General features: G+C 58.2%; 20 protein-coding genes. 10 read left to right on the top strand and 10 right to left on the bottom strand.

Annotation, left to right across the window (positions count from 1 at the left end; all coding sequences use genetic code 11):
- Positions 1–28 precede the first annotated feature (28 nt).
- The gene (locus INF68_RS06550; protein WP_126786110.1) at positions 29–1,054 is read right to left on the bottom strand and encodes an LLM class flavin-dependent oxidoreductase; all 1,026 of its coding nucleotides are present in this window, start codon (positions 1,052–1,054) and stop codon (positions 29–31) included.
- A gap of 178 nt (positions 1,055–1,232) precedes the next feature.
- On the opposite strand from INF68_RS06550, the gene yajD reads away from it, so the two are divergent.
- The gene (gene yajD, locus INF68_RS06545; protein WP_003857471.1) at positions 1,233–1,580 is read left to right on the top strand and encodes an HNH nuclease YajD; all 348 of its coding nucleotides are present in this window, start codon (positions 1,233–1,235) and stop codon (positions 1,578–1,580) included.
- A gap of 28 nt (positions 1,581–1,608) precedes the next feature.
- Here the strand turns inward: yajD and INF68_RS06540 are convergent, their stop codons facing one another.
- Positions 1,609–2,394 carry a MipA/OmpV family protein gene (locus INF68_RS06540; RefSeq protein ID WP_126786111.1) on the bottom strand — a complete coding sequence of 262 codons (786 nt, stop codon included), beginning with the start codon at positions 2,392–2,394 and terminating at the stop codon, positions 1,609–1,611.
- Between the two features lie 124 nt (positions 2,395–2,518).
- Here INF68_RS06540 and INF68_RS06535 point away from each other — a divergent pair, with 124 nt between their 5' ends.
- From INF68_RS06535 to INF68_RS06520, 4 genes are all read left to right on the top strand, one after another.
- The gene (locus INF68_RS06535; protein ID WP_029739347.1) at positions 2,519–3,214 is read left to right on the top strand and encodes a response regulator; all 696 of its coding nucleotides are present in this window, start codon (positions 2,519–2,521) and stop codon (positions 3,212–3,214) included.
- Positions 3,211–4,407 carry a cell wall metabolism sensor histidine kinase WalK gene (locus INF68_RS06530; protein ID WP_126786112.1) on the top strand — a complete coding sequence of 399 codons (1,197 nt, stop codon included), beginning with the start codon at positions 3,211–3,213 and terminating at the stop codon, positions 4,405–4,407. The genes INF68_RS06535 and INF68_RS06530 overlap by 4 nt, the downstream gene beginning before the upstream one ends.
- Positions 4,408–4,485: 78 nt before the next feature.
- Positions 4,486–5,634 (top strand): efflux RND transporter periplasmic adaptor subunit, encoded by a 1,149-nt coding sequence (locus tag INF68_RS06525; RefSeq protein ID WP_126786113.1) that lies wholly within the window; start codon positions 4,486–4,488, stop codon positions 5,632–5,634.
- On the top strand, positions 5,631–8,708 hold the full coding sequence (locus INF68_RS06520; protein ID WP_193525281.1) for an efflux RND transporter permease subunit: 3,078 nt from the start codon (positions 5,631–5,633) through the stop codon (positions 8,706–8,708). The genes INF68_RS06525 and INF68_RS06520 overlap by 4 nt, the downstream gene beginning before the upstream one ends.
- 22 nt (positions 8,709–8,730) lie before the next feature.
- On the opposite strand, the gene INF68_RS06515 is transcribed toward INF68_RS06520, so the two are convergent.
- Positions 8,731–9,498: an arylamine N-acetyltransferase gene (locus INF68_RS06515; protein ID WP_126786115.1), complete on the bottom strand. Its 768-nt coding sequence runs from the start codon at positions 9,496–9,498 to the stop codon at positions 8,731–8,733.
- Positions 9,499–9,594: 96 nt separating this feature from the next.
- Between INF68_RS06515 and INF68_RS06510 the strand changes: the two genes are divergently transcribed.
- Positions 9,595–11,031, top strand: a complete 1,437-nt coding sequence (locus INF68_RS06510) for a PLP-dependent aminotransferase family protein (RefSeq protein ID WP_126786116.1) — start codon at positions 9,595–9,597, stop codon at positions 11,029–11,031.
- A 2-nt stretch (positions 11,032–11,033) separates the two neighbouring features.
- Here the strand turns inward: INF68_RS06510 and INF68_RS06505 are convergent, their stop codons facing one another.
- Positions 11,034–11,480 carry a hypothetical protein gene (locus tag INF68_RS06505; protein WP_126786117.1) on the bottom strand — a complete coding sequence of 149 codons (447 nt, stop codon included), beginning with the start codon at positions 11,478–11,480 and terminating at the stop codon, positions 11,034–11,036.
- A gap of 76 nt (positions 11,481–11,556) precedes the next feature.
- Entirely contained in the window at positions 11,557–12,612 is a 1,056-nt protein-coding gene (locus tag INF68_RS06500; protein ID WP_126786118.1) for an SDR family oxidoreductase, read from the bottom strand.
- Between the two features lie 97 nt (positions 12,613–12,709).
- On the opposite strand from INF68_RS06500, the gene INF68_RS06495 reads away from it, so the two are divergent.
- Entirely contained in the window at positions 12,710–13,597 is an 888-nt protein-coding gene (locus INF68_RS06495; protein WP_126786119.1) for a LysR family transcriptional regulator, read from the top strand.
- Between the two features lie 83 nt (positions 13,598–13,680).
- Positions 13,681–13,950 carry a hypothetical protein gene (locus tag INF68_RS06490; RefSeq protein WP_126786120.1) on the top strand — a complete coding sequence of 90 codons (270 nt, stop codon included), beginning with the start codon at positions 13,681–13,683 and terminating at the stop codon, positions 13,948–13,950.
- 12 nt (positions 13,951–13,962) lie between these two features.
- Here INF68_RS06490 and umuC read toward each other — a convergent pair whose 3' ends face one another.
- The gene (gene umuC, locus INF68_RS06485; RefSeq protein ID WP_126786121.1) at positions 13,963–15,225 is read right to left on the bottom strand and encodes a translesion error-prone DNA polymerase V subunit UmuC; all 1,263 of its coding nucleotides are present in this window, start codon (positions 15,223–15,225) and stop codon (positions 13,963–13,965) included.
- Positions 15,209–15,643, bottom strand: coding sequence for a translesion error-prone DNA polymerase V autoproteolytic subunit (gene umuD / locus INF68_RS06480; RefSeq protein ID WP_126786122.1), 435 nt, complete (start codon positions 15,641–15,643; stop codon positions 15,209–15,211). Before umuD ends, umuC begins: the two co-directional genes overlap by 17 nt.
- Before the next feature lie 331 nt (positions 15,644–15,974).
- Here umuD and INF68_RS06475 point away from each other — a divergent pair, with 331 nt between their 5' ends.
- A complete protein-coding gene (locus tag INF68_RS06475; RefSeq protein WP_023311485.1) occupies positions 15,975–16,175 on the top strand; it encodes a hypothetical protein in 201 nt (66 codons plus the stop codon).
- Positions 16,176–16,220: 45 nt separating this feature from the next.
- Here INF68_RS06475 and INF68_RS06470 read toward each other — a convergent pair whose 3' ends face one another.
- Complete coding sequence (locus tag INF68_RS06470) at positions 16,221–17,087, bottom strand: aldo/keto reductase family oxidoreductase (protein WP_045401290.1); 867 nt, start codon at positions 17,085–17,087, stop codon at positions 16,221–16,223.
- A gap of 144 nt (positions 17,088–17,231) precedes the next feature.
- Between INF68_RS06470 and INF68_RS06465 the strand changes: the two genes are divergently transcribed.
- Positions 17,232–18,893, top strand: coding sequence for a methyl-accepting chemotaxis protein (locus INF68_RS06465; protein ID WP_039262714.1), 1,662 nt, complete (start codon positions 17,232–17,234; stop codon positions 18,891–18,893).
- Between the two features lie 27 nt (positions 18,894–18,920).
- On the opposite strand, the gene smrA is transcribed toward INF68_RS06465, so the two are convergent.
- The gene (smrA, locus tag INF68_RS06460) at positions 18,921–19,484 is read right to left on the bottom strand and encodes a DNA endonuclease SmrA (RefSeq protein ID WP_029740284.1); all 564 of its coding nucleotides are present in this window, start codon (positions 19,482–19,484) and stop codon (positions 18,921–18,923) included.
- Between the two features lie 354 nt (positions 19,485–19,838).
- Entirely contained in the window at positions 19,839–20,750 is a 912-nt protein-coding gene (locus tag INF68_RS06455) for a LysR family transcriptional regulator (protein ID WP_047652176.1), read from the bottom strand.
- Positions 20,751–20,911: the final 161 nt, after the last annotated feature.

Raw genomic sequence — 20,911 nt, 5'->3', positions numbered from 1 at the left:
TACGATCTCACGGCTGATAGCGGAACGACTACTCGCGCCAGCCCAGTGCCGGTGCGACGTGTTTGAGAATAGATTCAATCACGTGCGTATTGTAATCCACACCGAGCTGGTTCGGCACGGTCAGTAATAACGTATCGGCTTCAGCAATCGCGTCGTCCTTTTTCAGCTGTTCAATCAGCTTGTCCGGCTCCGCCGCATAGCTGCGCCCGAAGATCGCGCGCGTTTTCTCATCAAGATAGCCCACGCTATCGCTGTCGTTGCGGCTGGCACCGAAATACATCCGGTCGCGATCGTCCATTAGTGCAAAAATGCTGCGGCTGACCGACACCCGCGGCTGTCGAGAATGCCCTGCCTCTTTCCAGGCCTGACGGTACGCGCGGATCTGTTTTGCCTGCTGAATATGGAACGGCTCGCCGGTTTCATCGTCCTTCAGGGTTGAACTTTGCAGGTTCATTCCCAGCTTTGCGGCCCATACGGCCGTCGCATTGGAACCGGCGCCCCACCAGATACGCTCGCGCAGCCCTTCAGAATACGGCTCCAGGCGCAGCAGCCCCGGCGGATTCGGGAACATAGGCTGTGGGTTAGGTTTTGCAAACCCTTCACCGCGCAGCACCTCAAGCAGCACCTCGGTATGACGGCGCGCCATATCCGATTCGTCTTCTCCTTCCTGCGGGACATAGCCGAAATGGCGCCAGCCATCAATGACCTGCTCCGGCGAGCCGCGGCTGATGCCAAGCTGCAAACGACCGCCGGAAATCAGATCCGCAGCCCCCGCATCTTCAGCCATGTACATCGGATTTTCATAGCGCATATCAATCACGCCGGTCCCGATTTCGATGGTTTTCGTTTTTGCGCCTATTGCCGCCAGCAGAGGGAACGGCGAGCTAAGCTGTCGGGCAAAGTGGTGCACGCGGAAATACGCGCCGTCTGCCCCCAGCTCTTCAGCCGCCACGGCTAAATCGATGGACTGCAGCAGCGTGTCTGCCGCCGAGCGCGTGCCGGACTGCGGAGAAGGCGTCCAGTGACCAAAGGATAAAAACCCGATCTTTTTCATAACCATGTGTCCTGAGAATGCTTTGCGTTGCACCTACTTTACGCATTACCGGGGGAGAATAAATGGCGTTTATTTAACGGAAAGCATCAAATAAATTGACTGAATAGCGTGGTTCGTCATTACGCTCCATAATGCGATATAATCTTCCCCTCTCTTTTCATGGCAGGTAAAACCGGCAATGGCTTTGATCCCCAAAAACTACGCGCGGCTGGAAAGCGGCTATCGCGAAAAAGCATTAAAAATCTATCCCTGGGTCTGCGGACGCTGCTCGCGCGAGTTTGTCTATTCCAATCTGCGTGAACTCACGGTTCACCATATCGATCACGACCATACCAACAACCCGGAAGATGGCAGCAACTGGGAGCTGCTGTGCCTGTTTTGCCACGATCACGAACATTCGAAATACACCGAAGCGGATCAGTACGGCACCACCGTGGTGGCCGGGGAAGACGCGCAAAAAGACGTGGGCGTCGCCACGTTTAACCCGTTTGCCGATTTAAAGGCGATGATGGATAAGAAGAAATAATCCTCTCGTTTCCTCGTGCTCCGCGAATTTAAAATGTCCAGGTGACAGCGGCGGTTGCAGCCCCCTCATTGCGCCGCATCACGATCGGGCTTTCATTGGCATGGTCGCCAAGCCAGGTATAGTCCGCGCTCAGGATCGTCCCCCAGTGGGCATCGAACTGATGGCTCCAGATCAGGCTGGTGTCGACGCCATAGAATCCACCCGGCGCAGCATAGCGGCGATAGCCGGTGCGGCGGCTCTGCTGCTCGCTGACCCCATACCAGGTATTCAGATAACGGCTGTCGCCAAACAGGGCCGCAAACTGAAAGGCGACCGTGTCCCGATTATTTTGTACGGGGATCAGCGTAACGGAAGCCTGATAGCTTCCCCCCTGGCTGTCCGTTAACGGCAGCGTCGCTTTGCCTTCCATACTCAGCCATGGCGCGGCCTGCCAGCCGACGGCAAGGCCGGTATTCAGGGTAGCATCAATGTCCCCCATCCCTTTCAGATTGTTTGCGCCCTCACGCCAGCCAGAATTTTTCTCAGCCCTTCCGAAGTCGTAGCCCAGCGTGTGTTCGAAATACCAGCCGCTGTCGTTTTGCAGGTCATATCCCACCCCTTTTTGCGCATCAATAAAGAAAGCGCCTTTGCGTCCCTGCAGCACCGGAACCACCTGCCACACCTGTTTGTCTGAGCCTGAGTAACGCGGGGCATACTGCCCCCCAAGCCCGACGGTTAAGGAATCGGACACGGTGCCATCATCCGCCTGCGCGCCGGAAGCCACGGCCATCAGAAGCGGGACGGACATATACAGGACTTTTTTTATCGCTATCATACTGCTCTCCATACGGACGCTGGCGCCTCCTGATACGGGGGCGGCCACACAACGTTGGCGCAGTATGATTTGGGTGAATCAATGAATCGTCGGGATAGTGTTAAGAAATGGTCAAGGTGAACGGATGTTGTCCAGAAGAGTGCTGATTATTGAAGATGACGCCGATGCGGCCGGCGTGCTCGAAGCCTATTTACGGCGGGAAAATTACGACGTGACCATTACCGGAGACGGTCATTCCGGGCTGGATATGGCGCAGCGGTGGAAGCCCGACCTCATTCTGCTGGACGTGATGCTGCCGGGGCTTAACGGCACCGAGGTGCTGGCTGGCCTGCGTCGTAAAAGCGATGTGCCGGTGATCATGGTCACGGCCATGGGGGATACCCCTGACCGCATTGGCGCCCTGCGATACGGTGCCGATGATTACGTTGTGAAGCCCTATCATCCGGGCGAAGTGGTGGCTCGGGTGCAGGCGGTGCTGCGGCGCAGCAGTAAAAAAGAGACGGACGAAGCAATCCTTCGCTGGCAAACGCTGGAGGTGGACGTGGCCGCCATTGTGGCGAGCGTGGATAACGGCGGCGACGCGCCCGTGATGCTCGATCTTACGCCAACGGAATTCTCGCTTCTGGCAACGCTGCTGCGTTCTCCGGCGCACCCGTTCTCCCGCCAGTATTTACTGGAGCACTGTTTGCCGGAAAGCGAGGCGCTGGAGCGCGTGGTGGACACCCATATTTATAACCTGCGTAAAAAACTGGAAGCGGCGGGGATCTCCGGCGTGCTGATCAACGTTCGCGGCGTGGGTTACAGGTTCAGACAGCCATGATTAAAAATCAGCACTCCTCTCTGTGGCGCTGGATTTGCGCGCGTATTCTGGCGCTGGCTATCGGTAGCGTGATCGTCATTGCCACCTGCATGTGGCTGCGCTATGCGGTTCAGAACTACTGGATAATGGGCAAAATGCCAGCGGCGGTCCGCCAGGAGTTTCTGACGCTCAGCCAGAACCCGCAGGCCAATCCGGCCCGCTTCCACTCGATTGTGGACACCTGGTGGGGCCTGAGCTATTCCACGCCGTCTATCGCCTCAGCCGACTGGGCCACGGTGGCCCTGCTGGTGCTGGTGATGATCCCGTTTATCGTGGTGATGGGGCTCAAACACGCCCGGCCGCTGGCGCTGCAGTTCAGCCGCCTTCGCGATGCGGCAAAGGATGTCGCCGACGGGCAGTTTGGCCGCCAGGCGGAACTGATCGAGGATGCGCCGGCTGAAATGGTCAGCTTTGCGACCGACTTTAACTCCATGACGGGACAGCTCGCCCGCTATGAAAAAGAGCTCCGCGCCTCGCACGTCGCGATGGCGCACGAGCTGCGCTCGCCCCTGACGGCCGCCATTGGGCGTCTGCAGGGCATGCTAGACGGCGTGTTTGATGCCAGCCCGGCGCAGCTGGGCATGGTGATGAAACAGCTCCAGCACCTCAACCGCCTCACCGATGAGCTTCACCTTCTGTCGCTCGCCGACGCGGGTAACCTCGTGCTGGAGGACCAGCCGTTTTGCCTCGATGAGCTGATTCAGGAGCGGGCTGCCTGGATCATGCCCGAGGCTGACGCGCATCATTTTCGGATAACGTTTCGCAACCCGCGCACCAGCCCCTTCAGAGGCGATGCGTTCCGTCTTGGACAGGTCGTTACCATCCTCATGGAAAATGCGCTACGTTACGGGCGCGATGGCGGCCACCTTGAGGTGGCGCTGCACTACGCCAGCGGGCATTACATCCTCGAATTTACCGATGACGGGCCGGGCGTTTCGCCACGGTTCTTACCGGAAATGTTTAAACGCTTTAGCCGCGAGGAGCAGTCCCGCGCGCGGCATTCCGGCGGCAGCGGCCTCGGTTTATCCATCGCCCGGGCGATTTGCGAGGCGCATGGGGGTGAGATTAGCGCGTCATTGCCGGAAACCGGCGGCCTCGCCGTGCGCATTTTATTGCCCTGGCACCCGTCCGGTAATGAAAATATCCACTCTTGATAAAGCCTTGACAGAACGTCGAATCTTTCTCGACGTAGCGCGCATTTAATAACGCCATTCCCTTTATGGAGCGGCGTTATGTCAGACGAATTTTTTCTCTCCCTCCGCCACTGCCTGCATCATTTGTACGGCGTGGCGCGCACCCTTTCCTGGCTGCACTTTCTTCCCCTTGCCCTGCTTGCGCTGGCGATTTTTCCGCTGACCGGCTGCGGTGATAAACACGAAAATAAGCCCGACCCTGCGCGAGCGGTACGCTATGTCGTCGTCGGGGCCGCCCAGACCCTTCCCGCGCTGGAAAGAACCGGTGAGATCCATGCCCACGATGAAACGACCCTGAGCTTTCGGACCGGGGGCCGGATACTGACGCGCAGCGTTGATATTGGCGACCGGGTCACTGCCGGACAGCTGCTGGCCACGCTTGATAATACGACCGGGCAAAACCAGCTCGACGGCGCCGCGGCCGACTATGAAGGCGCCAAAGCCTCTGCCCAGGTCGCCGCGCTTAACGTCAGTCGAATGCAAAAGCTCATGCCAACGGGTGCTATCGCCCGCACGCAGCTCGACAGCGCCCGTGCCGACTGGCTTGTCGCCCGCGCGCGCTTAAAAAGCAGCGAGGCCGCGTGGCGAAATGCCCGCGAAAGCCTCGGCTGGACGCGCCTGATCGCGCCGCAGGCGGGCGTCATCACCGCCGTGAACGCCTCTGCCGGACAGGTTGTTAGCGACGGTCAGTCCGTGCTGACGCTGGCAACGGGTGAAGCCCGCGACGTGGCGTTTGATATTGCCACTCCGGATGCGATCCCGCCTCTGGATAAGGCGGTTTTGCAGGTTTCACTCCTCAGCGACCCGTCGGTACAGGCGTCTGCCGCGCTGCGGGATATTACCCCGCAGGCCGATCCTCAGACCCGCACCTGGCGCGTCAGGGCCACTCTGCAAAACCCGCCGGCGGCCATGGCGCTGGGCGCCAGCGTTACCGTCACGTTGCCATCGTCTGCCCCGCGCGGCTACACCCTCCCCGCGTCGGCGCTGACCCGCGTCGGCGACAAACCGGCCGTTTTTGTGATTACCCTGCAGTCGCGGGCGCAGCTGCGCGCGGTGGTGCCCGCGAGCTATACGGCCTCCTCCGTCATTATTGCCTCCGGCCTTGAGCCGGGCGACAGGGTGATTACGGCGGGCGTGAGCACATTACGATCCGGCGAGCCGGTGGTTGCCGGAGAGGTTCAGCCATGAACACAGGACCGGAAGCCAAATTTAACCTCTCAGCCTGGGCGCTGAAGAACCAGCAGATGGTCAGCTTTTTCATGCTGCTGGTAATTGCGATGGGCGTGTTTTGCTATGAGAAGCTGCCGCGTAACGAAGATCCGGCTTTTACCATTAAAACGGCCGTCGTCTCCGCGCAGTGGCCGGGAGCCTCCGTGGCGGATACCACCCGCCTGCTGACCGATACGCTTGAAAAAAAGCTGCAGGAAACGCCCTGGCTGGACTATCTCGAAAGTGAAACCCGGGCCGGACGCACCGTTATCCACGTCAACCTCCGTGACGATACGCCCCCGCAACGCGTGCAGGATATCTGGTATCAGGTTCGCAAAAAAATGCAGGACATCGCGCCGTCCCTGCCTGAAGGGGTGCAGGGCCCTGCCGTGGACGACGAGTTTGACGACACGTTCGGCACAATTTACGCCTTTATTCCCGAGGGTTTCACCCTGCGGGAGGTGCGGGATCGCGCAGAGACAATTCGTCGCGAGCTGATGTCCCTGCCGGATATAGGCAAAACCACCCTGCTGGGCGAACAGCAGGAGCAGTGGGTTCTCGCCTTTTCTCCGGCGCGCCTGGCCGGGATGGGGCTTGATATTCAGGAGGTTGCCGACGCCCTCCGGGCGCAAAATGCGGTTGTCCCGGCAGGAACGATGCGTACCGAAAAAGAGAACATGGCGATCAAGGTCAGCGGGGCGCTCACGACCGAAGAGAGCTTACGCGCCGTCACGCTGCACGTGAACAATCGCTATATTCCGCTGACCGACATTGCCACCGTCACCCGGGAAATCGCCGAGCCACCGGCCCCGGCCTACCGGGTGAACGGTAAACCGGCTATCGGGCTGGCGGTGTCGATGGCGCCAACGGGCAACATGCTGCGTTTCGGCGCTGCGCTGAATGCCAGAATGGCGGCCCTCAGCGCCGGGCTGCCGCACGGTATCGAGATGGTGAAAGTTGCCGATCAGTCAGCGGTGGTCAGTGACGCGGTAAGCGGGTTTATCCGGGTGCTTATCGAAGCCGTTGTGATCGTGCTGGCGGTTTCATTTGTCTCGCTGGGGTTACGGGCCGGACTGGTGGTGGCGACGGCCATTCCGCTGGTGCTCGCCATGACGTTTGCCGGCATGATGCTCGCAGGTATTGGCCTTCAGCGTATCTCGCTCGGGGCGCTGATTATTGCCCTGGGCCTACTGGTGGATGACGCCATGATCGCCGTCGAAACGATGGTCTCCCGGCTGGAAGCGGGGGATTCCCGTCGGCATGCGGCCACCCATGCGTTTAAAACGACTGCATTTCCGATGCTCACCGGTACTCTGGTGATGATTGCCGGCTTTATTCCCGTTGGTTTTGCGGCCTCCAGCGCCGGTGAATACTGCTTTTCCCTGTTTGCGGTGGTGCTCATTGCCCTGCTCTGCTCCTGGGCCGTCGCGATCCTGTTTTCGCCGCTGACGGGCACGTGGCTGCTGCCGGAAAAAGTCAGACATCACGCGGCGGGACCCGGCAGGATCGCGCGCGGGTACGGACGTCTTTTACGCCTGGCGCTGCGTCACCGAGTCGCTACCGTGCTGCTCGCCCTTTCCGCGCTGGGGCTATCAGCGTACGGCACGACGTTTATGCAGGGCGAGTTTTTCCCCGCCTCGGATCGGCCAGAGCTGCTGGTCAGCCTGACGCTTCCGGCCAACGCGTCGCAGCCGAAAACGCTAAGAGAGGTGGAAAAGCTGGAAAAGGCGCTGGCCGGCAACGGCAACATCGATCGCTATTCGACGTACGTCGGGTCGGGCGCCATCCGTTTTTACCTGCCGATGGACGTGCTGCTGGAAAATGAAAATATCGCCCAGATGGTCGTGGTGGCTAAGGATCTTGAGGCGCGGGATCGTCTGCATGCGCAGCTCAACAGGATCCTGGCGACGCAGTTTAGCGACATCATCACGCGCGTGTCGCCCCTTGAGCTGGGGCCGCCCGTCGGCTGGCCCATCAAATACCGGGTGAGCGGGCCTGATTATCTGCAGGTCCGGGCGTTGGCGAACCGTCTCACGGACGCGATTGGCCGGTCTCCGTTCTCACGCGACGTTAACCAGACGGCCGGAGAGCCGGAGAGGGTCATTACCTTAAAGGTAAATCAGACGGCGGCCAGAGCGGCGGGAATATCGTCAGAAAGCCTCGCCCGCACGCTGAACACCGTCTGGTCCGGCAGCGTTGTCACGTCCATCAGGGATAACGACCGCCTTGTCGACGTGGTGCTGCGGGCCACGGACGATGCACGTCACAGCACTGCCACCCTCTCCTCGCTCACGATTCAGGGGAATGACGGTAAAAAAATTCCGCTCAGCGCCGTCGCGACGCCGGTCTGGGGCGTGGACGATCCGGTCGTCTGGCGTCGGCAGCGCGTGCCCTTTATCACGGTGCAAACGGATCTTGCCCCGGGGCTGAAGGCTGAAGCGGTATCCGCGGCGCTGCGTCCGGCGGTCGACAAGCTGCGCGCGAGCCTGCCCGCTGGTTACAGCATTGAAGAAGGCGGCGCGGTTGCCGAATCGGACAAGGGGAACAGCTCCGTCTTTACCGTTCTTCCGGTAACGCTGGTCCTCATGCTGTTGCTGCTGATGATTCAGCTGCGGCGTTATTCCCGAATGCTGCTGGCCCTCCTGATGGCCCCGTTTGGCCTGCCGGGGATCGTGCTGGCTATGCTGCCCGGCGGTACGCCGATGGGGTTTGTCGCGCTGCTGGGCGTCATCGCTCTGGCGGGGATGATCGTACGCAACGCGGTGATACTGATTAGCGAAGTTGACAGCAATCTTGCTCAGGGGATGGCAAACGATGCCGCGATTATGGCGGCCGCGGAGCACCGGGCCAGACCCATCTGCCTGACCGCCTGCGCCGCCATCCTGGGCATGATCCCGATCTCTCATCAGGTCTTCTGGGGGCCAATGGCCTATGCCATTATCGGCGGGCTGCTGGTCGCGACGCTGGTGACGCTGACCGTGTTACCCGCGTCGTTTAGCCTGCTGTTACAGCGGGGAGCTCAGCGCAACGCCGCAGAAGACGGACTGCGCTGAGGCTCCACCGTTTCCCGGCAGATTACGCGGCGGTCAGCGCAAAACGGTCTTTCAGGACATGGCGGATTTCATCCTCCGCCAGTTTCCGCGTTTCAGTGCCGTTCGCCGTGACGGTTTTCAGCACATCGCCCAGCAAAATCTGGCGTCCTTCCGGGCTGTGCTGCACCACCACCCGCTTCTGCACAAAGATGGCATCCGGATGCGTGGAGTTAAGGTAGTTGGCCGGAACGAAATCAATCCATTCCTGAGGAGTGAGATCAAAGCCGTACTGCCGGGCCCACTCTCCCTCAACCTTCGCCTCAAGCAAATACTCACCCTCCGCGCTGCGGCTCAGTCGGAACGTGTCGAAATCCTGTGCGATCTCAACATCAAGCGTGTCCAGCGCCATCGGCGCACGAATACCGTAGCTGCCGAAACCGAGGTCGCAAAGCCACTGTCGGCTATCTACCTCAGCGACGATCGCCATGTGGGTTTTCGGCCGCCGCGCGGGGTAGAACATCGGGCGCGCCGCCACGAAGCGGTAAGGGAGCCCTAACGCCTCCAGCGCCATGGCAAAAAGCCCGTTCACCTCGTAGCAGTAGCCGCCGCGCCCCTGCGTTAACACCTTCTCGGCAATATCGTCTGGCGCCAGCGAGACAACTTTGCCCGCCTGCACGTCCAGATTCTCAAAGGGAACGGAAAAGAGCTGATGACGCATCAGCGCATGCAGGGTGGCCGTATCGGCACCCGCCGGTCCGGTATAGTTTATGCGTTTGAAATAGGTGGAAATGTTGAAGTTATCGCTGTGCATAATGCCTCCTTGTCCTGAACATGCCGGACACTATAGATGGCGCGCATCAATGGCTGTATAGTCAGTTTTATCGAAAATTAGCCTGAACAGTTACCCATGTCTGCCCCGTCCCAGTCCTCTCCCCACTATCGCCGTATTGCGGATATGCTGCGTCTCACCATTACGTCCGGCGCGCTGCGCGCCGGTGACAGAATGATCTCCGCGCGCAAACTGGCCGAACGCGAGCGCGTTAGCCTTCCGACGGCGCTGGAGGCCCTTCGCTGCCTCGAGGCTGAGGGGCTGATCGTTGCGCGCCCGCGTTCAGGCTATTACATCCGTCAGACCAGCCAGCCTCCGCGCGCGGAGCCCGCGCGTTCCTCGCCGGGCCCGGTCCCCGTCACCATGTCCGCCGTGGCCCGGTCGCTGTTCAGCAGTGCAGAAGCCCGGCTGATCCCGCTGGGCGCCGCCCTGCCCGATCCCGCGTGGCTGCCGGGAGATGCGCTGCAGCGGGCGTTGCACTCTGCGGGCCGTCGTCTGGACGCGCATGGACAGAGCTACAGCCTGCCTCCGGGAAGGCGGGATTTGCGAAGCAAGATTGCCGCGCGCTCTGCCCAGTGGGGAGCCCGGTTCGGCGCGGACGATCTCATTATTACCGCAGGCGCGACGCAGGCGCTGCGCCTGGCCCTTCGGGCCGTGTGCCAGCCGGGTGACGTCGTGGCGATTGAGCAGCCAGCCTACTTTGGTACGCTCCTGCTGCTGGAGGATTTAGGCCTTAAGGCTTTGGCGATCCCCACCGACCCTGTGGAAGGTCTGCTGCTGGAACCGCTGGCGGACGCTATTCGCTGCCACCGCCCCGCGGCCGTTCTGGCCTCGCCCACGGTGCAAAATCCTTTGGGTGCCAGCATGCCCGTCGCGCGCAAGCAGGAACTGGTTGCCCTGCTTGAAGAGGCTGAAATCCCTTTTATTGAGGACGATGTTTACGGTGACCTGGTCGGCGAGGGGCAACGCCCTCCGGCCTGCAAGGCGTTCGACCAGAGCGGGAATGTGATCTACTGCAGTTCCCTGTCCAAAACGCTTGCGCCCGGATGGCGAATCGGCTGGATCGCCGCCGGACGCTACTCCCCGCAGGTCTTACAGGCCCGCATGGCCGGAGAATGGGCTGGCGCCCCGCTGCTGGAAGCGGCGACGAGCGACGTTCTGGCGAGCGGCGACTACGACCGCCATCTGCGGCGGCTTAAGCGCCGGATCTCAGAGGGCGTTCGCGCCATCGTGGCGCAGGTCAAGGCGAGCTTTCCGCCCGGTACGCGCGTTAACGTACCCGCTGCCGGTTTCCTGCTGTGGGTTGAACTGCCTCAGCGGGTCAACGCGCTGGAGGTGCACCGTCGCGCGCTGGCGCTGGGTATTGGCGTCAGCCCTGGCCCCCTGTTTTCCCCTGCCGCGGAGTTAACGCACTTTCTGCGGCTGAACTGCGCAAACGAACCCACGCCCCGCCTGCTGAACGCCGTGGAACAGATTGGCGCGCTGTGTCACGAGCTGGCCGCCCGGCAGGAATAATTTCACAGATTGAGGATTGATCGTTCTTTAACGACTGCTTCAGGATTGGCACTTTTTACCGCTGTCAGAAAAGCCGTGAAGTTGTGATTCCAGAGGGTGAGATTGTTATAAAACTGTACTTGCTTTTCATTAGCACCATCACGGTAAATAACAATCCAGACCCGTCTGCTATTTATTTCGGTATTTCCCGGCCCGATTTTAATGATGTTAGCCAGCGCAATCTTACGGGTGGCGTTTTTTTTAACTTCATATAAAGACAGGTCATCATAAAACCAGGCTTTACCTGCATTCCCGCCAAATATTGAGGGGTTGGCAGATATTTTTTTCATCCCGCTACAGTCTGAAATGATGCGTTTTGCCTGGCGAATGCGTCTGACAAAAAAGCTTAACAGAATGAAAAGCGCAATGAGGGGCAGCGCGACTGATATCATTTTTAAACTCTCGTGCATCCCTCTGCCCCGCCATACCTTTTTTATTAACGCGTGAGTATAACGCGCCGATCGTTGATGACAACAACCCTTACGGTCAGGGAATAATCCGCGCTGCTCTCAGCTGCGCGAACAGGCTGAAAAACATCTCATCGGTCGCCTGCATTTGCGTAAAGCCCGTCCTGCGCAGCTTGCTCCCGTCACCAAACATGTCGTAATTCCAGCTAAAGACAAAATCGGCAAAATGGCCGTCGCTCAGCTGCAAAATATCCGCTTCTACCAGCCCTTCCCCGGCAAGCTCTCGCCATACGCCGCGATAGTCGTTAAACAGCTGATGAAATGACAGCCTCACCGGCGGCGCAGAGTCCAGTTCAAACCAGCGTGCGATGCGCGGCCACAGCTCGCTCCAGCGCCAGATATCGCCATTGTTTACGTTGAACGCCTGATTCTGTGCCGCAGGTGACGCGGCGGCCCACAGCGTGGCCTCGGCCAGCAGCCCGGCGTCGGTATGGTCAACGATGCTGTGCCAGGCCTGCTCCGAACCGGGAAAACGCAGCGGTAACCCCAGCGCCTTGCACAGGGACGCGTACAGGGCGATGCTGAGCGCAAGGTTCATGGCATTACCCGGTACCGCGCTCCCCACCACGCCCGGCCTGATGGCATTCCAGTGCCAGCGTTTCCCCCGCTGAAACTGGCTGAGCCACGCGAGCTGCGCGGCGTTAAATTCGGCACCCGGTACGCCGGGATCGCTTTCCCGCACCGGGGTTTTAAACGGCCCCAGATGCGCACCATAGACTTTGTACCCTTGCATCAGGCTTACCGTCTGCAAAGGTGCCCTTTTTTCGAGGGTGCTGACCAGATTACGCAGCATGGTGACGTTCGGCTCAACCATGTCCGTCCAGTTCGCCGCGTTCGTCCAGGCACTGTAAAAGACGTGGGTAACACCGTTCAGGGCGTGCAGCGCCCTTGCGGTATCCTGCGCATCCAGTAAATCGACGTTCACCATGGGAATGCCGTCCGGATGGGTTACCTCGCGGCGACTGAGGCCGATCACCTCCCACTGATGGTGCAGGAGCGTGTTGACCAGCTGCCTGCCGACAATGCCGCTGGCGCCCGCGACCAGGGCGACGTTGTGTTGCTGCATCTTATTCATGGTGTTTCTCCGGAAAGGGTGACAGACGCAGTGTGATCTATTATTTTTTCTGGAGATATCCCCTGAAACTGATGGCACTTATAAGCAGAATCATTAAATGAATAATAAGCTCACCGCCATTTCTACCTTTCTACGCGTCGCTGAAGCGGGCTCGTTTTCAGCGGCCGCCCGTCAGACCGGCATTAAGCAGTCCGCCGTCAGTCAACAGATCGCGGCGCTTGAGGATGAGCTTGGCGTGGTGCTGCTGCACCGTACGACGCGTACGATGAAGCTGACCGAACAGGGTGAACGTTACCGGCGTGATATGCAGCTTGTTCTGGACGCCATGGGGGAAGCGGAGAGGCGTCTGCATCCTGTTGACCATCGCGTTCAGGGACGCGTCCATGTCCAGTTGCCGAGCGGCCTGGGGCAGATCATTTTGCCGCATCTGCTGGCGCTACAGCGCCTGCATCCCGAACTGCAGCTGATGATTTCCCTGGATGACCGCCTTGCCGATCTGGTGACGGAGGGCGTGGATGTCGCGATACGGCTGAGCAGCGAGCCTCCGCAGGCGCACGCGGCTCGCGTGCTGGCGCGTATTGAAGCCGCGCTGTTTGCCGCTCCCGGTTTTCAGGCGGTACACGCCGTCAGCGAGCTGGCGACGCTGCCACACGTACGGTTCAGCGGTATTCCGCTGGATGCCCCCCTGCGCCTGATGTCCGGCGAGGAAACGGTTGAGATCAGCGTGAATACCGTTTTCCGTGCCAACACCAGCGACGCGCTGCTGCAGGCGCTGGAGTCAGGCATCGGTATCGGCGGCATGCAGCGACCGCTCGTGGCCAGGGCGCTGCAGGCGGGCACGCTGATACCGGTGCTGCCCGAGTGGCGGTTACCCGATCGCTTCCTCTATGCCGTCTACCCTGACGCCCGCTTTATTCCGCTGCGCGTCAGAAAGGTCGTCAGCGTGATTGAGCAGTTGCTGCCTGAAATATTGAAGAAAAACTGATTGTTTCCGCAGTAAATCACATGCATTTTTTAACCGTCAGGAATAGAGTGTTTTTACCGTATCCTCCTCTTTCTGGAGCACTTATGCCGGATTACCGTTTTTTCCAAAAAGGCCCGAACCTGATTGCGATCGAGAGCGCAAACACCGATGCGGCCGCTCAGCTCATCGCTCAGGGGTTTGAAAAACAGTTTGAGGAGATCGGCGCTGCGGATGAAAAAGAGGCGCTTACCCGCCTTGCGGATATCCGTAAAAATAATGAGATCGATCGCCATAACTTCCTGGCCGGAGCGGGCGAAATGCCGCTGATCGGCGCGCTGGCGGCTGCGGCAACCTGGTTAGTACAAAAGAAATAACGCAACCATCCTCTACTTCGCCACCGGCAAATCGGCGTACCGCGTCGTATAGGCCGGTGACAGCATCTCACGCTTCATCGCCCAGGATTTCTCAATACCCTGCCCGGCGAACCATATCTTCCCTTTACCGGAATGATTTACGCTGTCCATCATCTCCATCAGCGCCGCGCTGTTGGCGCGCAGGCGATTATCATCAAACAAATTAAGCTGGGCGACGCCGCTGCTGAAAAAGTCCGCCAGCATGACCCCGGCTTTCATATAGCGATAGCCGTCGAGCCATATACGCCCCAGCGCCTCCGTGGCGGCGCGGATGATATCGCGCGAGTCATTGGTGGGAGTCATCAGGGTGACAGAAGCCTGATTGCCGTAATAAATTTCGTTGTCCGCATGCGGGCTGGTGCGAACAAATACGCTGATAAAACGACAGTATTGACGCTCGCCGCGCAGTTTTTCCGCAGCGCGTTCCGCGTAGGCGCAAATAGCCTGGTGCATCTCTTCATATTGGGTAATACGGTGTCCAAACGAACGGCTACAGATGATTTGTTGCTTCGTGGGGGTGAACTCCTCCAGATCAAGACAGGGCTCACCGCGCAGCTCGCGGGCCGTACGTTCCAGTACCACGTTGAAATGTTTGCGGATGACCCAGGACGACGCTTCCGCCAGCTCCAGCGCCGTGGTGATCCCCATAGCGTTGAGCTTTTTCGTGATGCGCCGCCCTACCCCCCACACCTCCTCTACCGGAACCTTTTCCAGCAGCTTACGCTGCCGCTCGCGGCCTGAGAGATCGACCACGCCGCCAGTGCCGGACCATCGTTTCGCCGCATAGTTGGCCAGCTTTGCAAGGGTTTTGGTCGGGGCAATACCGACGCCAACGGTTAGGCCCGTATTTTTTAAGACCTCTGTGCGCATCTGGTGACCGAACGCTTCCAGCGACAGGCAGTGGCTGACCCCTGAAACGTTCACGAACGCCTCATCGATGGAGTAAATCTCGATTGCCGGGGCGAGATCGGTCAACGTCTGCATTACCCGACTGCTGAGATCGGCATACAGCGCATAGTTCGAGCTAAAGACGTAAACTTTTGATGGGTATAGCTTTTCTTTGAATTTAAAATACGGCTCACCCATTTTTATGCCGAACTGCTTTGCCTCCCGCGACAGCGAAATAATGCAGCCGTCGTTATTGGACACCACCACGATGGGTTTCCCCTCCAGATCGGGGCGGAAGACCTTCTCGCAGGAGGCGTAAAAGCTATTTACATCAACCAGCGCGAACATGTTTATGCGTTTTGAGCGTGTGGGTGACGACGCCGAAGATCAGCAGCTCCTCTTCGGACTGAAAGGTAATCGGCTGATAGCGGGCATTATGCGGCAGAAGTCTCAGAACCGGGCGGGTCTGTAGCTCTTTCACCGTAAACTCACCGGCGACCGACGCCACGACGATATCCCCGTGTTCGGCATTTAACGAACGATCGACCACCAGCAGATCGCCGTCGCCAATCCCCGCCCCAATCATGGAGTCTCCACTCACCTTGATAAAATAGGTCGCACTGGGGTGTCTGACTGCCAGCCGGTTAAGATCGAGACGATCCTCCACATAATCCTGCGCCGGGCTGGGAAAACCACAGGCCACGCGTTCTAAAAACAAAGGTAATTCAATGTTTTGTTTTGGGTGATAAGAAAAGAGAGTGTCCATAATGCCTTTCTCGCCAGATACTGTATATAAATACAGTATTACGGATTATGGACAAGGATCAAGGTCATTTCCAAAGGCGAACCCAAACGCGTTGAAGTTTGAGCGGTTTTAATTTAGCAACGTTGCCCGCCGATAACCCGCCCCACGGTTCTCCCCGGAATGCGTTAAGAGACGCGCCAATATAAGTCATATAAAAGTCATCAAGGAAAATACTTCATAATGACTTATAGAAAAATAGAATCACTATGCAGTCACTACATATTGACTTTTAAGTCAGATAAAAGCATATTTTACCGAACGAATTAATAAGACTTACTGGAGAATATTTTCAATGCCAGCCCGTGACTATCCAGACAAGCGTGTTGCACGCGGTCTGGCAAAGGAGGCCGATCTCAGGATGTTGAGCGCCCGCATCGATCCCGATCTGATGGAGTACATCAGAACCACCGCCTTTGAGACGCGTAAGAGCAAGCAGGAGATTGTGGCGGAAGCGTTGGCGCTGCACAGGCAGAAAAGTCAGACAGGAGCCTAAGCGCGCAAAGCCGGAAGCATCCTTCAGGCTTTGCGCGTGTCACCTTTAATCCCTCAGCGAATTCAGCGTTTCCAGTGCTTCAGGCGGCAAACGCAGCTCCCCCGCCGCGAGGTTTTGCCGTAAATGCGCCACGGAAGAGGTGCCCGGGATCAGCAGAATATTCGGGGAACGTTGCAGTAGCCATGCCAGCGCAACCTGCATTGGCGTGGCGCCAAGTGAATCCGCGACGGTCTTCAGCCCGGAAGATTGCAGTGGCGTAAAGCCTCCCAATGGGAAGAACGGCACATACGCGATCCCCTGCTGCGCCAGCAGATCCACCAGCGCGTCGTCACCCCGGTTTACAATGTTGTACATGTTCTGCACGCACACCACCGGGACCATCTTCTGGGCTTCCGCAACCTGAGTGGCCGTGACGTTGCTCAGGCCAATATGACGCACCAGACCCTGCTGCTGTAATTCGGCCAGGGTGGAGAGCGGTTCCGCAATCGACCCTTCCGCCGGCCCGTGTGCGCTAAACATGATCCGCAGATTCACCACGTCCAGCACGTCCAGCTGCAGATTACGCAGGTTGTCATGCACCGCCTGAGTCAGTTCCTGCGCGGAAAAGGCCGGCAGCCAGGCACCTTTGTCGTTGCGGCGGGCACCAATCTTGGTGACGAGCGTCAGATCGTCCCGGTATGGGTGAAGCGCCTCGCAGATCAGCTGGTTAGTGACATGAGGACCATAAAAATCACTGGTATCAATGTGGTTCACCCCCGCCGCCACCGCTTCGCGCAGCACGTCCAGCGCGGCCTGCTTATCCTTCGGTGGACCAAAGACGCCCGGCCCGGCGAGCTGCATCGCACCGTAGCCCAGTCGTTTTACCGTCCGCGTCCCGAGCGCGTACGTCCCGCTTTTATCAATGCTGCTCATGTTAACCTTCCTCATAAAAATGATCCGGATTTACAACAGGTTCCTCACCGGAGCCCTTAGTTAAGCGCGAGTTAAATTAAAGTTTAAATTCTATACGACGATAGTATTGGTGTACCTCTGCATCCTTTCTAACGGACGACCGCTATGCTGAAAAATTTGCACGTGATTACCGGTATTATCTTTGCCCTCACCATATTCTGTCTGCTGCAAGTTGTCACGGGAGGGTTGTTCTACTCTGCCGTCAGCAACGATCGCCATAACTTCCAGAATTCCGGCGTGCTCAATGCCCAGCAGGAAAGCCTGAGCGACAGCGTGAACACGCTGGTGAAAACGCGCGTCACCGTCACCCGCGTGGCGATCCGCTACCTGAAAAACCAGCGCGACCCGGCTTCCCTTGCGGCGATCAATAAACTGCTTGGCACCGCAGCCGACTCGCTGGCAAAAGCCGAAGCCTATAACAAAGAGTGGCAGAAGCTGCCGCAGGTTAACGGCCAGGAGGCGGCATTAACCGACGAGATGCAGAAGTCCTGGAACCAGATGCACGAAGTGATGCGCTTATCGATTGAGTATCTGCGTGCCGACAACTACCAGGCCTATGGCGATCTGGACGCGCAGCAGGCGCAGGACGAGATGGAAGCGGTCTATAACCGCTGGCGCGCCGAAAACAACACCCTGCTGAAGGCCGCAACCGAAGAGAACCAGAGCAGCTTCACGCAGATGCAGTGGACGCTGGCGGCTATTCTGCTGGCCGTTATCGCGGTTCTGGTGGTCATCTGGCAGGGTTTACAACATCTGCTGTTAAAACCTCTCCACTCCATTATGAACCATATTCGCGCCATTGCAGGGGGCGACCTGACGCAGGAGATCGCTATCTCCGGTCGCAATGAGATGGGCCAGCTGGCCGCCGGCCTGCATGAGATGCAGCAGTCGCTGGTGACCACCGTCAGCGCCGTACGGGGAAGTACGGATTCCATCTACACCGGCGCAGGCGAAATTGCTGCGGGGAGCAACGATCTTTCCGCCCGCACCGAGCAGCAGGCCGCCTCGCTCGAAGAGACCGCCGCCAGCATGGAAGAGCTGACCGCGACGGTTAAACAGAACTCCGATAACGCCCGTCAGGCCACGCTGCTGGCGAAAAACGCCTCTGAGACGGCCGCGCGCGGCGGTCACGTCGTGGATAACGTAGTTCGCACCATGAACGAAATCGCCGACAGTTCGCAGCAAATTGCGCATATTACCGGCGTGATCGACAGCATCGCGTTCCAGACCAACATTCTGGCGCTAAACGCCGCGGTGGAAGCGGCACGCGCCGGGGAACAGGGCCGTGGTTTTGCGGTTGTTGCAGGTGAAGTCCGTACGCTGGCGAGCCGCAGCGCGCAGGCGGCGAAAGAGATCAAAGGGCTTATCGAGAACTCCGTCAGCCGGGTGAATACCGGTTCTGAGCAGGTCAGCGAGGCTGGCACCACCATGAAGGAAATTGTCGCCGCCGTCACCCGCGTGACCGATATCATGGGTGAGATTTCATCAGCCTCCGACGAGCAGAGCCGCGGTATTGAGCAGGTGAGCCTGGCCGTTTCGCAGATGGACAGCGTGACGCAGCAAAACGCCGCGCTGGTGCAGGAGTCCGCCACGGCGGCTGCGGCACTGGAAGATCAGTCCGAACAGCTGCGCCAGGCGGTAGCGGCATTTCGTCTGAACGGCAAAGAAAAAGCGGTCGCCCCGCGCCCGGCCAGTCTGAAAACGCCACAGCTGCTGCGTCCGGCAACGACAACCGCCTCCACCGACAGCAACTGGGAAACGTTCTGAGTCACCGGCGGGCGAGGAGATCGCCCGCTAGCGGCTGCGCTTGGCGTGCCGCTCCCAGTTTTCCTGTTTTGCCTCATCCGATTTTCGCAGTGAAACATAACATGCCCCGCTGCCGCCGTGATGCGGCAGCGCCACGCAGAAGGCCTGCACTTCCTCAAACTCGGTTAACCAGCGCGCAAGATAGCTGCGCACCACATTGGGATGCGAGTTTTGCTCGCGCCCTTTCCCGTGAATGATAATCAGATTGCGTAACCCGTCGCGTCCGGCCTGGCGAATAAAAGAATAGAGCATCTGACGGCAGCGTTCGGCGGGCTGGCGCAGGAGGTTTAAGCTGGCCTGGCGGGCATATTTCCCCGAGCGCAGCTTATCGATAACGCCCTGCTGTACCCCTTCGCGCTGGAACGCCAGCGGTTCTTCCAGGGGAAGCACGTCAAGAAAATCCAGCGTCAGGAAGTTATCCAGCTGTTCGCTATCCACTTCCTCGCGCGTCCGCGTATTGCGGCTGGGCTGCCAGTGAATATCCGCGCAGCGCTTCAGGGGCTGGACATCTTCCATGGCGTCAAGAAAAAATGATTTGTCGTCAGGGTTCATGGACATCCTCCGGCTACATCTGAGGACTGTACTATACCTGCGCCAGAGACCGGCCTCAATCACCGTTACAGGGCGATGCGTGGCAATAATATTAACCTGATGAATATATATAGCAATTATTAAATAGATTTAAATCAGACTTAACTAAAATTTCAGCAAAGGTAAAATACGTGATTTATGTTAAAATTCCGTAAAATCAATTGCTCGCCCGCCTTTCATTTTTCGGGAAAGGTGTTATACCTAAATATACCTGCCTCATGGATATAATACTCAGGATTGGCGAAAGGACGCACTGCTGTGTGTACTATAGGGTCTGTTTGATGTCGGACAGATCCTGTTTTTTTTATATATCTGTTACGCGACGACTATTTTTCTGGCTTCCCTTCTGAACTGCGTAATTAATGACTCAGCCAGGGGCGTCTGACGTGAATCACGGCGCTGAATTAAATAATAGGTTGCTTTAGGAAGCGATTCGACAACCGGCAGCATGACCAGACGGTGTGCCAGCAGCGGGTCACAGCCTAGCTCCTGCGGCAATATGCTTAAAAAATCACTTTGCGCGACCAGGCTAATACAGGAAGAAAATGTTTCGCAAACCACACCAATTCGCGGTATTTGCGAACGATCGCTAAATACCTCCTCTAATTGCTTATAATAACTTCCCCGAGGCGTCGGCATTGTCCAGTTATAATGCAGAAGTTCATTAATTGACGTTGCCCCCATTGCCGGGTGACCTTCCCGACAAAATACCGCAAACGGTTTTTCGAAGAGCTTTTCAAACGTAAATTCCTGGTCGTAAGGCCCCTGATAATAGGTATTGATGGTGAAGTCCAGCTCGCCCTGGCGTAATTCATTGATCATCGACACCAGCTGCCCTTCCATAATCCGCACCTTGACCTGCGGATGCTGCGCATGAAAGCGGGTAATAACGGCGGGCATCAGCGTGCGTGAAACGCTGGCCCCCATCCCGATGTTGATCTGCCCGGCCAGCTCCCCCTGCCGCTGACGAATATCATCCTGCGCCGCGCGCAGCTCTTCCAGAATCAACCTGGCGCGCTGGTAAAAGCCCTCACCGCATTCGGTCAACGCGACGCCTTTACTCCTGCGCACGAAAAGCTGCGCCGCCATGCCCTCCTCCAGCTCTTTGATGGATTTGGTCAGCGCCGGCTGGGAAAGATTCAGCGTCCTGCTGGCACCGCGAATGCTGCCCTGACGCGCAACCTCAACAAACGCCCGGATTTGATGAAATTTAATCTGGAATGTCATAGCCCGACCGATAACCGTTGTTTATCAGAGTAAAGAAACTGTCATCTACTTTAATGGAAAGGGATGTGCGAGGGTAATTCCTGAACGGTTAAAACTGTGAAAAATCGGTTAGTGATAAGTAAAAACTATCACAGCGTGAAGCAGTTCACATATTTTAATGA

It is taken from the genome of Enterobacter cloacae complex sp. P16RS2, assembly GCF_014982155.1.
Classification (GTDB): domain Bacteria; phylum Pseudomonadota; class Gammaproteobacteria; order Enterobacterales; family Enterobacteriaceae; genus Enterobacter; species Enterobacter cloacae_M.
The sequence above is the reverse complement of the archived record's forward strand: the minus strand, read 5'-3'. Positions and strand labels throughout refer to the sequence as shown.